This is a genomic window from Perlucidibaca sp., assembly GCF_057084925.1.
This window is the reverse complement of the sequence record NZ_JBXMRC010000009.1, coordinates 35,523-49,888: the sequence shown is the minus strand read 5'-3', so window position 1 is coordinate 49,888 and position 14,366 is coordinate 35,523. Positions and strand designations below refer to the sequence as shown.

The window sequence follows — 14,366 nt, the reverse complement described above, 5'->3', positions numbered from 1 at the left end:
ACTTTCTCACTGAGCGCACCTTGTCCACTCAAGCTTGTTCCCGTGTTCGCGTCAAAATCTGTGGCATCACACGAATTGACGATGCACTTTCGGCAGTGGCGTCGGGCGCAGACGCTCTCGGCTTTGTGTTTCATTCCACCAGTCCGCGTGCGGTGACGCCAGCGCAAGCGGCTGCCATCATCGCCGTCTTGCCGCCTTTTGTGACCACGGTGGGATTGTTTGTAGATGCCAGTGAGCAACGTATTCGCGACACCCTCGCGGAAGTCCCTTTGGATTGTTTGCAGTTCCATGGTGATGAGCCAGAGTCAGCCTGCGTGATATACGGCCGCCCGTGGATCAAGGCCTTGCGCGTGCAGCCTGGCCAGGATGTGAGCGCGCTCATGGCGCAGTGGCCGCTGGCCTCGGGCATTTTGCTCGACGCCTATCACCCCACGCAGCATGGCGGCACGGGCTTGCAGTTCGATTGGGCCTTAGTGCCCAAACAAACCTCGCGCGCCATTATTCTGGCCGGTGGTTTAACCCCGGAAAATGTCGCGCAAGCCATTATGCAAACACGGCCCTATGCGGTGGATGTGAGTGGCGGTGTTGAAGCGGCAAAAGGCGTAAAAGACGCCGTCAAAATTGAAGCTTTTCTGGCAGGAGTTCGCTCAGCATGAGTCAACCGGTAGATTTCTCGCAGTTCCCCGATGCCCGTGGCCGTTTTGGTAAGCACGGTGGCCGTTTTGTCTCGGAAACGCTGATGGGGGCGTTGGATGATCTCGACAAGCTCTATGCCCGTCTTAAGAACGATCCAGCCTTCATGGCAGAGTTCGATCACGATCTGGCGCATTACGTGGGTCGTCCATCACCGCTGTATCACGCCGAGCGCTTGAGTCGTGAGCTCGGTGGCGCACAGATTTACCTCAAGCGCGAAGATCTGAATCACACCGGCGCGCACAAGATCAACAACACCATCGGGCAGGCCTTGCTTGCCAAGCTGTCCGGCAAAACCCGCATCATTGCAGAAACCGGGGCAGGGCAGCATGGCGTAGCAACAGCCACTATTGCGGCACGACTGGGCATGGAATGTGTAGTCTATATGGGCGCCGAAGACGTCAAGCGCCAGTCGCCGAATGTCTATCGCATGAAGTTGCTGGGCGCCACTGTGGTGCCGGTGACATCGGGTTCGAAAACACTGAAAGATGCCCTCAACGAGGCCATGCGTGATTGGGTCACCAACGTTGATGACACGTTCTACATCATCGGCACCGTCGCTGGCCCTGCGCCTTACCCCATGATGGTGCGTGACTTCCAATCGGTGATTGGTCGTGAAGCGCGCCGCCAATGCCTCGCGCAAACGGGAAAACTGCCCAATGCCTTGGTCGCCTGTGTCGGTGGCGGCTCTAACGCCATTGGCTTGTTCCACCCGTTCCTGGCCGATGAATCGGTGAAAATCTATGGCGTGGAAGCCGCAGGCCATGGCATTGCGGCTGGCGATGGCCAGCATTCGGCTCCACTGAACGCGGGTCGTATGGGCGTCTTGCACGGTAACCGTACCTACCTCATGGCCGACGACAATGGCCAGATTATTGAAACGCATTCCTGCTCGGCCGGCTTGGATTATCCCGGTGTGGGCCCGGAGCACAGCTGGTTGAAAGATATTGGCCGCGTGCAGTATGTCGCGATTAATGACACGGAAGCGTTGAATGGTTTCCACACGCTGACACGCAAAGAAGGCATTATTCCTGCGCTGGAATCCAGCCATGCAGTGGCCTACACCGTGAAACTGGCGCCGACCATGGCGAAAGACGAGATCATTATTGTGAATTTATCGGGTCGTGGAGACAAAGACTTGATGACGGTAGCCGCGTTGGACGGCCTGGAGATGAAGCTGTGAGTCGTTTAGCCCATCGTTTCGCGGCTCTGAAAGCGGCCGGACGCAAAGCCTTAATTCCGTACATTACGGCCGGTGATCCGGAGCCGGGTGTCACCGTGGCCGCCCTGCATGCGCTGGTGAAGGCGGGTGCTGACGTACTGGAATTGGGCGTGCCCTTTTCCGACCCCATGGCCGATGGCCCGACCATCACCTTTGGCCACGAGCGCGCCCTCAAGCATGGCGTGAGTCTGCGCCAAGTGCTGGCTATGGTCAGCGAGTTTCGTCAGCAAGACGACCACACGCCGGTGGTCTTAATGGGCTACCTCAATCCCGTTGAAATTATGGGTGTGGCGGCCTTCGCCGATGCGGCTAAAGCGGCGGGCGTGGATGGTGTGTTGACCGTTGATTTGCCGCCGGAAGAGGCCGAAGACCTCGACCTTGAGCTCAAACGAGTCGGTTTGGACCCCATTTATTTGTTGGCACCCACCACGTCGTTGGCACGGGCTAAACTCATTACCGATGCGGCCAGTGGCTATGTCTACTATGTGTCGCTGAAGGGTGTGACGGGTGCCGCCACGCTCGATACTGACGCCGTTGCGGCGCGAATTGCTGAATTACGCAGCATCACGCAATTGCCCATTGGCGTTGGTTTTGGTATCAAGGACGCCACAACGGCAGCGGCCGTCGCGCGCCATGCCGATGGCGTGGTGGTAGGCTCGGTGCTAGTGCAGCGTTTGGGCGAACTGGCCCACGATACTGCAGCGATTCCCGCTGCTTTGACCGCGATCTTGGCGCCCATGCGCGCCGCGATTGATCAGGCCTGAGGGCCATCTGAGCCGCCGCGATCCGGTGGCTCTTGGGAGTCAACATGAGTGCAAACTGGCTGGAACGTATCCTGCCGAATGTGGGGCAACAAGGCCCGACAGATCGCCGAGCTTCAGTGCCGGAAGGCCTGTGGCGTAAGTGTCCTAAGTGCGAGTCCGTGCTCTATGAGGCTGAGGTGGAGCGCAATCAGCACGTCTGCCCGCGCTGCCAACATCATTTACGTATCGGCGCTCGTGCGCGCATTGCGCTGACCCTAGATGCTGAAGGCCAAGAAGAACTCGCGGCCGATCTTGAACCGATTGATATCCTGCGTTTTAAAGACTCCAAGCGCTACGCCGACCGTATTGCTGAAGCGCAAGCCAGTACCGGCGAGAAAGATGCTTTGGTGGTGATTAAAGGCACGCTGAATAATTTACCCGTGGTGGTGGCGGCGTTTGAATTCGATTTCATGGGCGGCTCCATGGGCTCGGTGGTTGGTGGTCGTTTTGTGGCCGCCGCTGAGTACTGCTTGATCCACCGTGTGCCACTGATCTGCTTTGCCGCCTCGGGTGGCGCGCGCATGCAAGAAGCCTTGTTCTCGCTGATGCAAATGGCGAAAACCTCCGCCGCGTTAGAGCGTATGAAGCAGGCTGGTGTGCCCTATATTTCTGTGCTCACCGACCCGGTCTATGGCGGTGTGTCGGCCAGTTTGGCCATGTTGGGCGAGGTGAATGCGGCGGAACCTCATGCGCTGATTGGTTTCGCTGGCCCTCGTGTCATTGAACAAACCGTGCGTCAGAAGCTGCCGGAAGGCTTCCAGCGATCGGAGTTTTTGCTAGAGCATGGCACGGTAGACATCATCATTCACCGCCATGAAATGCGCGATACGTTGTTCCGTTTGTTGGCCAAGTTTACGCATTTCCCGGTGTGAGTTCGCAGTCTAAAGCCGACTGGCTACACACCTTAGAGCGCCGTCACCCCAGTGCCATTGATATGGGGCTGGAGCGTGTCGGTCTTGTGGCGAATCGTCTCCATGTGCGTCAGTTTCAGGCGCCCGTGATTACCGTGGCCGGCACGAACGGCAAAGGCTCAACGGTGGCCACGCTAATGGCCCTGGGTCGTGCTGCGGGTTGGCGCGTCGCACACTACACCTCACCCCATTTAGTCGATTTCAATGAGCGCATCGGCATCAACGGCACGCTCATTAGTGATGCCGAACTCGTCTCCGCATTAGATGCCGTTGAAACCGTGCGGGGCGATATTTCGCTGACCTATTTTGAACACACCACCTTGGCGGCCTTCTACTGGTTTCAGCAGCAGGCGCCGGACTTAGTCGTGCTGGAAGTGGGCTTGGGCGGTCGCTTGGATGCCGTGAACTTAGTCGATGCCACCGTGGCCGTGATCACCAGTGTCGATCTCGATCATCAGGACTGGCTGGGCGATACCATTGCAGCCATTGCCAAAGAAAAGGCCGGTGTTATGCGTGCAGGATGCCCGGTGGTCCTGGGTGAGCGTGAGCCGCACTCGGTGTTGTTGATGCAGGCACAGTCACTATCGGCACCGATGTGGCAAAAAGGGCAGCATTACGATTTCGCAGACCTCGACGAGGCCGGCGCATGGTCTTGGCAAGCTGGCGATACGCTTTACACCGACTTGCCTGCACCTAGTGTGGTCTGTGATAACGCGGCCACCGCCATAGCCGCTTTGCACGCACTGGCAGCAGTAAGCGACCTACGCATCAGCGAGGCGGCGATTCGGCAGGGCTTGCCTCACGCCTATGTCACCGGGCGCTTGCAGCGCTTAACCGGGCTGCCTGAAGTCTGGGTCGATGTCGGGCATAATCCGCACGGCGCACGCTTTCTTTGGCAGCATTTGCCGAAACCCCTGCCGGGCCAGCGTACCCATGCTGTCTTCGCTATGTTGCAGGATAAGGATGTGGCGGGCGTGATCGCGGCATCGGCAGAGTCGGTGGATTGTTGGTGGTTGGCGGACTTGTCGGGCCCGCGAGGGCAAACGGCAGCGCGATTAGCCGACCAGCTCCAGCAAGCGCTCAGCAACCCCTGTATTGGCGGGCAATATACAACGGTGGAGTCGGCGCTCAGCGCAGCTCGCCAAGCACTTCAAGGCGGCGATAGAATCGTTGTTTTCGGATCATTTCTAACGGTCGCGGCCGTTTTGTCAGCAGGTGCGTGAGTCATGGATATCGCAGTGAAGCAACGAATTTTAGGTGGCGTGGTGCTGCTGGCTGCCGCGATTCTGTTTCTGCCGGTTTTGCTTGAAGGCGCCGGGGTTCAAGCGCTGCGTCCACCCACACCGCCTTCGGCGCCATCAACGCCAACCACGCAGGACTTAGCCCCAGCGCTGCAGCAGCAAGCGCAAGACATGGCGAAAGAGATCAGCGCCAGTCACGGCGAGCCCACGTTTTATCCCGTAGAGCCCGCGATCACGGAAGAGCCAGCGCCCACACCGGCCACGCCAGAGCAATTCCGTTTGCAAGAACCCGCCACTCGTCCTGCGCCCGGCACGGATGCATTAGCCGAGCAACAGCTCGCGGCAAATCTTGCTGCCGAGAAGGCCGCAAAGTTAAAAGCTGAGGCTGCTGCAGCGGCGGCTGCACAAGCTAAGTTAGATGATCAGTCCGTGGTAAAAACGGCAGCAGAAAAAAAAGCTCTAGCTGACAAAGCCCTAGCCGAGAAAAAAGCCTTAGCCGAGAAGAAGGCTGCTGCAGAAAAGACCGCTGCAGATAAGGCCAAGGCCGAAAAACTTGCGGCCGAAAAAGCGGTAGCCGATAAAAAGGCAGCTGTCGCACAAGCCACCAAAACACCGACAGATCCGGATCCGGCCTTGCCTCAGGCCTGGGTGGTGCAGGTGGCCCGTCTTAATGCGCCCGAGAAAGCCAATGCCTTGGTGGAGAAGCTGCGCGCCAAAGGTTATCGCGCCAGTTCGGCAGCTACGGGCGATAGCTGGCGCGTCATTATTGGCCCAGAGCTCGATAAGTCAGTGGCCGAATCTATTAAGCGGCGTTTAGCGGAAGATCCCCAGCTAAAATTGAGTGGCTGGATTCAAGCCTATCGCCCGTGAGTTTGGTATGATGCGCGCCCAGATTGCTACCCCTTACTGTCCCTAATACGGGCAGGTTAGCGAGCCTTATGCATCCTGCAGATTTAGTCATCTTATCGGTTCTGGCGCTTTCGCTGATTTTTGGCTTTATGCGCGGTTTCGTGCGCGAAGCCTTTGCCTTAGCGGGCTGGGTGCTGGCCATCATCATTGCGCGCAGCTTTAACGAGCCCTTAGCCGCTTGGTTAGCGGGTTTTGTTAGCACACCCTCAATACGCCTCGTGTTGTCTTATGGCGGTCTATTTTTTGGCACTTTGTTGACCTTTAGCCTACTTGGCACCGTGCTGCGTCAAGTGGTGCATGGTGGTGGCTTGAGCTTGATCGATCGCTTCATGGGCGGCATTTTTGGGGCGCTACGGGGCGGATTGCTGGTGCTTATCGCACTCATGCTCATGGCGCCTTTCGTGAAGCATGACAGCTGGTATCGCAACGCCTTGCTGCCAAAAACCTTTTTGCAATATGAATCTCTGGCGCGCTCGCTACAGCAGCAAGCGTTAACGCTGGTTCGTCCTATCCCTTCGGCGTCTCCGACGTCGAAATCGTCACCCTGAGAGGTTGCCATGTGCGGAATTGTTGCCATTGCCGGAAAGACGCCGGTCAATCAGGCGTTGTATGACGCCCTGACGGTATTGCAACACCGAGGCCAGGATGCTGCCGGTATTGTTACCAGTGAACATGGTCGCCTATTTTTACGCAAAGAAAACGGCATGGTGCGCGACGTGTTCCATACCCGTCACATGCTGCGCTTGGCTGGCAACTTTGGTATTGGCCATGTTCGTTACCCCACTGCGGGCTCGTCCAGCTCGGCTGAAGCTCAGCCGTTCTATGTGAACTCGCCATACGGCATTACGCTGGCGCATAACGGTAATTTGACCAATGCCCAAGAGTTGGCCAAGGCCATCTTTCTCACCGATTTGCGCCACGTTAATACCGACTCCGACTCCGAAGTACTGCTCAATATTTTTGCCCATGAGCTGCAAGCCAACGGCAAAATCGCCCCCAGTGTGGATGACATTTTTGCTGCCGTGAGTGGCGTGCATAAGCGCTGTCGTGGTGCTTACGCGGTGGTGGCCATGATTACTGGCTATGGCATTGTGGGTTTCCGCGACCCCTTCGGCATTCGCCCCATTATTTTTGGTGAGCGCGATACGCCAGACGGCAAAGAGTACATCGTGGCCTCGGAATCGGTGGCTGTGACCTCGCTGGGCTTTCGCGTGGTACGCGATTTGTTGCCGGGCGAAGCGGTCTTTATTAACGAAGCGGGTGAGTTGTTCACGCGCCAGTGCGCGGAAAATCCCGTGTACTCGCCGTGCATTTTCGAGCACGTGTATTTCGCACGCCCCGACTCCATCATTGACAATATTTCAGTGTACAAAGCGCGACTGCGCATGGGTGAGAAGCTAGCCAATACCATTACCCGCGACTATCCCGATCTGAACATTGATGTGGTCATGCCTATTCCAGACACCAGCCGCACGGCGGCTCTGGAGCTGGCAAACCAACTCAATGTCAAGTATCGCGAAGGTTTCATGAAGAACCGCTACATCGGCCGTACCTTCATCATGCCGGGGCAGGGCCAGCGCAAAAAGTCGGTGCGTCAAAAGCTCAACCCGATTGAGCTGGAGTTTGCTGGTAAGAATGTACTACTGGTGGATGACTCCATTGTGCGCGGCACCACCTGTCGCGAAATCATTCAAATGGCGCGCGATGCGGGCGCGAATAAGGTCTATTTCGCCTCGGCAGCGCCTGCGGTCAAGTTTCCGAATGTCTACGGTATTGATATGCCAGCCAAGGACGAGCTCATCGCGCACGGTCGTACCGATCAAGAGGTCTGTGATTTGATTGGTGCGGACGCGCTGATTTATCAAAAGCTCGAAGATTTGATCTCAGCCGCGCGCGAAGGCAATCCGGACATTCAACAATTTGATTGCTCCGTGTTTAACGGCGAATATGTGACAGGCGATATTGATGATGTCTATCTCGATAAGCTACAGGCGTCACGCAGCGATTCGGCCAAAAAGCAAAGCCGTCACGGCTCCACCATGGTAGACCTCGCCAACGGCTAAGCCCGTTGGGCTTGGGAGAAAACGATGTCTGATGTGCCCGAGAACACCACGCCTGCGCCGTTTGATATTGCAGGGTTTGATACCTTGGCGGTGCGTGCCGGTAATTTTCGTTCGGCTGAAGGTGAGCACTCCGAGTCAATTTACCTGACCTCGTCGTTTGTCTTTGCTAGTGCCGCCGAAGCGGCGGCGCGATTCGGCGGTACCGAAGCCGGCAATATTTACTCGCGTTTTACCAACCCCACGGTGCGCGGCTTTGAAGAAAAACTGGCAGCCTTGGAGGGTGGAGCCCGCGCCGTGGCCACCAGCTCGGGCATGGCCGCCATCCTTGCCACCGTGCTCGGGTTGCTGAAAGCCGGCGATGAGATCGTCGCGTCGCAAAGCCTGTTCGGCACCACCAATGTCTTGTTCGACAAATACGCTCGCAAGTTCGGCATCACCACGCGCTTTGTGCCGTTGGCGGATCTGGACAGCTGGCGCGCCGCCATTACGCCGGCGACCAAGCTGTTCTTTGTGGAAACGCCCAGCAACCCCTTGGGCGAGCTCGTGGATATTTCGGCCTTAAGCCAGATCGCGCATGAGCACGGCATCTTGCTCGCGGTCGATAATTGCTTTTGTACGCCGGCGCTGCAAAAGCCGCTGGCCTTGGGCGCTGACTTAGTTATTCACTCCGCCACCAAATACCTTGATGGCCAAGGTCGTTGTTTGGGTGGCGCGGTGGTGGGGCCGCACAAGCTCATGGAAGACATTTACGGCGTGGTGCGCACCTGCGGCCCGTCACTCAGCCCGTTCAATGCGTGGGTGTTTCTGAAGGGCCTGGAGACCTTGCGTTTGCGTATGGAGGCTCACTCAGCGCAGGCGTTGAAACTAGCGCAATGGCTGCAAGCGCAGCCGGGCATTGCCGCCGTGCATTACCCCGGTTTAGCGTCACATCCTCAGCATGAATTGGCTAAGCGCCAGCAGCGTGGCTTTGGTGGCGTGCTGTCGTTTGAATTGGCGGGTGGGCGTGAGGCCGCATGGCGATTTATCGATGCCACCCAGGTCATGTCCATTACCGCTAACTTGGGCGATACCCGCACCACCATTACGCATCCCGGCTCCACCACGCATGGCCGTTTAAGCCCGGAAGCGAAAGCGGCGGCTCGCATCAGTGAAGGCCTAATTCGTATTGCTGTGGGCTTAGAAGATATCGACGACCTGATCGCGGACTGTCAGCGCGGCTTACTGGCGCAATCATGAAGCCGCTAGCGTTCAAAGATCGCCTCTCGCTGGCGCTACTCCGCTTCTTTGCGCGTTTGCCGTTGCCGCTATTGCAGCGCATTGGCGCCTTTTTGGGCGGCATCGTGGCTTGCTTTCCCCGTTCCGGTATTTATCAAACCGTGCTGCGTAACTTGCAGCTGTGCTATCCGCAGCAATCGGATGCCTGGCATCAAACCATGGTTAAGGCCTCATTGCGGAGTACCGCTATGACCGCCTTTGAGTTTGCCAAGACTTGGGGCATGCCGCCAAGCTATAGCGTATCGCAAATCCGCGATACCCACGGCGAAGAAATCTTCCACGAGGCATTAGCGGCGGGGCAGGGAGTAATCGCTATTGTTCCGCATTGGGGCACGTGGGAGTTCATGAACGCGTGGATCAATCAGTACACCGCCCCCATCATTATGTATAAGCCGGGCAAGCAGCCCGGCGTGGATGCCTTAGTGGCGGAGTCGCGTGGTCGTTTGCACGCCACCGTGGTGCCTACTGATGACAGCGGCGTACGCGCTGTGTTTAAAGGCTTGCGCAAAGGCGGTTTCACGGCCATTTTGCCCGACCACATTCCAGGCCAGAATGGTGGCATATTTGCGCCGTTCTTTGGGCTCTCCACGTGGACGGGCGTGATGGTGCCCAAGCTCGCGGCGAAAACACAATGTCGTGTCATCGTTATGGGTTGTATGCGTCGCGCCGATGGCCAGGGTTTCGATTTGTATTTCCACGCAGGCGACCCCGATATCAATCACGAAGACGCCCTGCGAGCGACCACGGCCATGAATCGCGCCATGGAGCGCTTTATCAATATTGCACCCGAGCAATACCAGTGGAGCTACAAACGTTTCAAGCGCAGCGAGCACATGCCAGATCCCTATCGCGGCGTTGGCCTGACCTATCAGGCGGATTACCTCACCTCTGGCGATTAAAAGCAGGCGATTGATCTCAGACCAATAGCCTTGTTGGCTTTTTAAGCAATCAGGCGGGCGAGTGGTTGTCAGTCACGTACAGCTTGAGTATCATGCGCGCCTCTTCAGGATGTACTGAAGCGACTTAGGCGCTTAGCTCAGTTGGTTAGAGCACCACCTTGACATGGTGGGGGTCAGCAGTTCGAGTCTGCTAGTGCCTACCAAATTACGGAACCCGCATCGCTTCGGCGCTGCGGGTTTTTTTTGGATTGTTCAAATGGCGAGTTCAAAAGTGAATGGCAAAAAGAGCATGTGGCTTAAAGTCCTCTGGCTTTCCCATGTGCTGGCCATTTGGCTGCTCCTGTTAGTGCCGGTGGCGGTGCCTGAGCCGCTGGCGTTTAGCTACTCCGACAAACTGATTCATGCCGCCCTATTTTTCTGGCTCACAGTCTCGGCGTTTTGGCTTTGGCGGCAGGGCCGGGTGGTGTGGATACTGCTCGTGGTGGCGCTACTGACAGAACTCACACAGGCCATGACCCCTTGGCGAAGTGCCGAGGGGTTGGATGTGTTGGCAGATGCCGTGGGCATTGGCTTGGGGTGGGTTCTTTTGCGCTGGCGAGCTCGAATACCGCGCTGAAAATGGTTTCGCTAAAACCCGCCTCGGCAGGTTTTAGCGTTTTAGGGTTAATGGTTTAGTCCCAGCGACTCTCATCACGGCGTCCTTCACGATACCCGTGCTGATACCCATGCTTATAGTCTCGGCGAGACTCCCGCCACTCACGGCGCTCTTGGCGCCAGTGGCGCGGGCGGTAATCATTTTCGCGATACACCACCTGCACTGGTTGAGTGTAGGCCGGGTGCACATAAATGGGTTGTGCATACACAGGCTGGTTATGGACTGGCCGATAGCGCACGGGCGGATAAGTGGGCTGGGCATAGACAGGCTGTGCGTAAACAGGCTGTGTATAGCCGTGCGACTGATGCGTTGGCTGGCGGTTGTTTGCCAACGCAGTACCGGCCACGGCACCGATGGCGCTGCCGACGAGTGCGCCTTGGCGACCGTCCAGGCTGTGACCAATGACAGCTCCAAATCCGGCACCAATGACGGCTCCGACGACGGCGTCCGATGAGCCCGCGTAAACGGGTTGAGTCAGTGCAACGACCATCAGTGCACTAGCAACGGGTTTCCACATGGTGAAGCTCCTTCGTTTGGGTTCACCGTATTAATGTCTGAGTCTCTGCTTCGGTTGACGTTTTTACAAAATTGCGTTTCCCGATAAATGGTGTTTGTAGTACTTTCGTAACACCGCACGGTTGTCATCAACCGTGAAAATAAAAAAAGAGAAGTTGCTTATGAGCATCCCTGTATTTCGCGTGGCAGCCCTTGCTGTCACCTTGGCTACGACTTTGGCTCTTACCGCGTGCTCACGCCCTAGCACCAGCGATGGCAATGGCGCAACGCCTCGCGTGAATGACGGCGCATGCATCAAGCCTGACGCCAATGCCCGTAACAACATTCTCTCGGCCATTTTTGAGGCCAGTGCCGGCGATACCGTGCTGCTCTGTGAAGGCAAGTTTGATATGCCGACCGGCTTGCTCATTAACAGCAAGCAGGGCCTGACCCTGAAGGGCGCGGGCATGAAGAAAACTTTCCTAAACTTTGCCAAGAGCGATAGTGCCGAGGGCATTAACGCGTCCTATTCCGACGGCCTGACTCTGCAAGACTTCACGGTAGAGGACACGCCGGGCAACGGGATTCGTATTTTCCGCTCGAACTTCATCACCATGCGGGGTGTGCGTGCGCGCTGGCACGATCTGGCAGGCCGCGATGAAACAGACCCCGGCTATACCCCGCGTTCGGATGTGGGCGCGTATGCGCTGTATCCTGTGGAGACGCGCCATATTCTGATGGAGAACTGTGAAGCTCACGGTGCGTCCGATGCGGGTGTGTATGTGGGCCAGTCCAACGACATCATCGTGCGTAATTGCTTGGCCACCTACAATGTGGCGGGCTATGAGTTTGAGAACACCTACCGGGCGATTTTCGAAAACAACGTGGCCACGAAAAACACGGGTGGCTTTCTGATTTTCGATTTGCCCGACCTGCGTCAGTACGGCGAAAAGAACATCGTGCGAAATAACAAAAGTTACGGCAATAACACCGAAAATTTTGCGCCGATTGGCAACATTGTGGGCCTGACACCGCGCGGTACCGGCATGCTCATTTTGGCCTCAGACCAGCTCGAAATTTACGGCAACGAAATTTACGACAACGACACTATTGGCATCGCCGTGGTCAATTTTGGTTTGGTGGACAACAAGTATCCGGATCTGCGCTACGATTTCTACCCCGAAGGCGTGGAAATTCGCAACAACACCTTCCGTAATAACGGGAGTAACCCGCAATTGCCTAGCGCGGATCGTGGCGTGGCTTCAGCGCTGCCGCTCTTGCTGCGGGTGAAAAATTTCGGGCGCGGTGCGGACATTGTTTGGGATGGTGGTGAAGACACGCCCAACGGCTGTACCGAGTACCCGAAAGATAAAGACGGCATTCCATTGAATCAGCCAAACCCCAATGAAAAGGGTCGCAACGAGGCACGTGTGGATGAGCGCGGTCGCCCAAATTGGGATCGCTCCGATAAGGAGCCTACCTGCAAATACAATGCGTGGAAGTTCAATGCCCAAGGCAAGCTGAAAAAGCCGGAAAATGGGATTTGCATCACGAATAACAAGCATGACGGTAACCCGCTGAACACGCCGTTCCTGAATGCCAAACTCAACCGCACGGACTTGGGGCCGGAGTTGGCGCAGCAGCTGATTACCCCTGGCTCGACCGATTTAGCGCCGCATAATTGCGATTTGCCAACGCGTGCTGTGCCGGTTCTGGAGTTGCCCTATAAGGCAGCCAAAGAAGCTGCGCGTCCGTCCGATGCCGAGGTGCAAAAAGCCTGTGCTGCAGTGAAGCCGGGTGAGGTGAACTGGGCGGCGCTGGCCACCTACAACTGCCCTGAGTTGAGCCAGTATGGTTTGTTTTCGGACCCCAAGAATCCACTTTCGGCGGGTAATGGCAAAGACGGGGTGATGCCTTATGAGCTCAACACCACGCTGTTTACCGATTATGCCAGCAAGTACCGCGTGATTTTCTTGCCGCCGACGGCAGTGGGGAGTGCTACAGCGCAGCAAGCCAAATACCAGGACAGTCGCCAAGGCGTTACCGAGACCTTGTTCTTCCCCGTAGGCACGGTAATTTCGAAGACCTTTACGTTCCGTAAGGAAGACTCTGCAGGCAAGTTGCTCAGTGAGAATGTGGTGGAAACGCGTTTGCTAATTAAGCGTAAAACCACAGCGGGCGATAACTGGGTGGGCTTGCCTTACATTTGGCAAAAAGATGCCAGTGGTAACAACACCAAGGCGGTGCTCAGCCTGGCGGGTGGTTCGGCTTCGGTGTCGTGGGACTACCTCGATCCCAACCCGAATGTGAAGAAAAATGGTGCGCGTGCGCGTTACACCGGTACGGCGACGCAGTACACCATCCCGGCGGCACTGAACTGTATCAGCTGCCACGGTGGCGATGACCGTGAAGCTGGCTCGGCGCCAATAGGTCCCAAAGCTCGCAACATGGATCGTGGTAGCAACAAAGACCTGAGTGGTGAAAATCAACTGGCCTTTATGGTGAGTAAGGGCTGGCTCAATGAGGTGCCGGCCACGCACGATGCTAAATTGCCGGTCTGGGATTTGCCGGGCAGCACCGGCGAAACCGCGGGTTCGCCGTTGGACGTTCACAAGCGTGTGCGCGCCTATTTTGAAGTGAACTGCATGCACTGCCATAACCCCAATGGCGGCGGCTCTAACTCCGGCCTGTTCTTGGATAGCTACCGGACTGTCGATAAGCGCTATGGCATCTGCAAAAAGCCGGTGGCCGCAGGACGTGGCTCTGGTGGCTTTAAGCACGATATCGTGCTGGGTCAGGCCGCATCGTCAATTCTGCCATTCCGCGTAGGCTCGGCCGAAGCCGGTATTCGTATGCCGTCCATTGCCCGCACGGTGGTGCATGGTGAGGCCTCTGCCTTGGTTAATGACTGGGTGCAGAACCAATTGCCGGCGTTGAACAACTTAGATGACAACTTAGTTCAGAACGAAGAGAGTTGTAACGACAGTCAGCTACCGTTACTGGTCACCGAGCTGCTGCCGGGTGAATTGTTGCAGGTTATCAACCAACTGCAGAAATTAGGCAGCGGAGGTTTATCACCCGACCAGCTGACAGCGATTCTGAGCGGTTTTGCGGGCTCGCCACGTATGAACTCGGCGGATCAACGCCGCGAGCAGTCCCTGCCGAAGCGCGTTTCGCACTAAGCGTTATCGCGTGCATTT

The 14,366-nt window shown here is 56.8% G+C and carries 13 protein-coding genes and 1 tRNA gene; 13 read left to right on the top strand and 1 reads right to left on the bottom strand.

Annotated elements, in window-relative coordinates:
- Positions 1-20 precede the first annotated feature (20 nt).
- From AC14IB_RS02640 to AC14IB_RS02585, 12 genes are all read left to right on the top strand, one after another.
- Positions 21-656 (top strand): phosphoribosylanthranilate isomerase, encoded by a 636-nt coding sequence (locus AC14IB_RS02640; RefSeq protein ID WP_068858732.1) that lies wholly within the window; start codon positions 21-23, stop codon positions 654-656.
- Entirely contained in the window at positions 653-1,876 is a 1,224-nt protein-coding gene (gene trpB, locus AC14IB_RS02635; RefSeq protein ID WP_068858735.1) for a tryptophan synthase subunit beta, read from the top strand. Before AC14IB_RS02640 ends, trpB begins: the two co-directional genes overlap by 4 nt.
- The gene (gene trpA, locus AC14IB_RS02630) at positions 1,873-2,679 is read left to right on the top strand and encodes a tryptophan synthase subunit alpha (RefSeq protein ID WP_068858737.1); all 807 of its coding nucleotides are present in this window, start codon (positions 1,873-1,875) and stop codon (positions 2,677-2,679) included. Before trpB ends, trpA begins: the two co-directional genes overlap by 4 nt.
- Before the next feature lie 44 nt (positions 2,680-2,723).
- Complete coding sequence (gene accD, locus AC14IB_RS02625) at positions 2,724-3,590, top strand: acetyl-CoA carboxylase, carboxyltransferase subunit beta (protein WP_484230427.1); 867 nt, start codon at positions 2,724-2,726, stop codon at positions 3,588-3,590.
- Complete coding sequence (gene folC, locus AC14IB_RS02620; RefSeq protein WP_484230426.1) at positions 3,587-4,852, top strand: bifunctional tetrahydrofolate synthase/dihydrofolate synthase; 1,266 nt, start codon at positions 3,587-3,589, stop codon at positions 4,850-4,852. Before accD ends, folC begins: the two co-directional genes overlap by 4 nt.
- Before the next feature lie 3 nt (positions 4,853-4,855).
- The gene (locus AC14IB_RS02615; protein ID WP_484230425.1) at positions 4,856-5,740 is read left to right on the top strand and encodes an SPOR domain-containing protein; all 885 of its coding nucleotides are present in this window, start codon (positions 4,856-4,858) and stop codon (positions 5,738-5,740) included.
- A gap of 68 nt (positions 5,741-5,808) precedes the next feature.
- Positions 5,809-6,327, top strand: a complete 519-nt coding sequence (locus AC14IB_RS02610; RefSeq protein ID WP_068858745.1) for a CvpA family protein — start codon at positions 5,809-5,811, stop codon at positions 6,325-6,327.
- Between the two features lie 9 nt (positions 6,328-6,336).
- A complete protein-coding gene (purF, locus tag AC14IB_RS02605) occupies positions 6,337-7,842 on the top strand; it encodes an amidophosphoribosyltransferase (protein WP_484230424.1) in 1,506 nt (501 codons plus the stop codon).
- Between the two features lie 24 nt (positions 7,843-7,866).
- A complete protein-coding gene (locus AC14IB_RS02600) occupies positions 7,867-9,078 on the top strand; it encodes an O-succinylhomoserine sulfhydrylase (RefSeq protein ID WP_068858749.1) in 1,212 nt (403 codons plus the stop codon).
- Positions 9,075-10,016 (top strand): lysophospholipid acyltransferase family protein, encoded by a 942-nt coding sequence (locus AC14IB_RS02595; protein WP_068858751.1) that lies wholly within the window; start codon positions 9,075-9,077, stop codon positions 10,014-10,016. Before AC14IB_RS02600 ends, AC14IB_RS02595 begins: the two co-directional genes overlap by 4 nt.
- A gap of 126 nt (positions 10,017-10,142) precedes the next feature.
- Positions 10,143-10,219 (top strand) — tRNA-Val (locus tag AC14IB_RS02590).
- Between the two features lie 53 nt (positions 10,220-10,272).
- Complete coding sequence (locus tag AC14IB_RS02585; RefSeq protein ID WP_157686324.1) at positions 10,273-10,632, top strand: VanZ family protein; 360 nt, start codon at positions 10,273-10,275, stop codon at positions 10,630-10,632.
- A 55-nt stretch (positions 10,633-10,687) separates the two neighbouring features.
- Here AC14IB_RS02585 and AC14IB_RS02580 read toward each other — a convergent pair whose 3' ends face one another.
- On the bottom strand, positions 10,688-11,188 hold the full coding sequence (locus tag AC14IB_RS02580; RefSeq protein WP_484230423.1) for a YMGG-like glycine zipper-containing protein: 501 nt from the start codon (positions 11,186-11,188) through the stop codon (positions 10,688-10,690).
- 160 nt (positions 11,189-11,348) lie between these two features.
- Between AC14IB_RS02580 and AC14IB_RS02575 the strand changes: the two genes are divergently transcribed.
- Positions 11,349-14,348 (top strand): parallel beta-helix domain-containing protein, encoded by a 3,000-nt coding sequence (locus AC14IB_RS02575; protein ID WP_484230422.1) that lies wholly within the window; start codon positions 11,349-11,351, stop codon positions 14,346-14,348.
- The last annotated feature ends 18 nt before the right edge of the window (positions 14,349-14,366 follow it).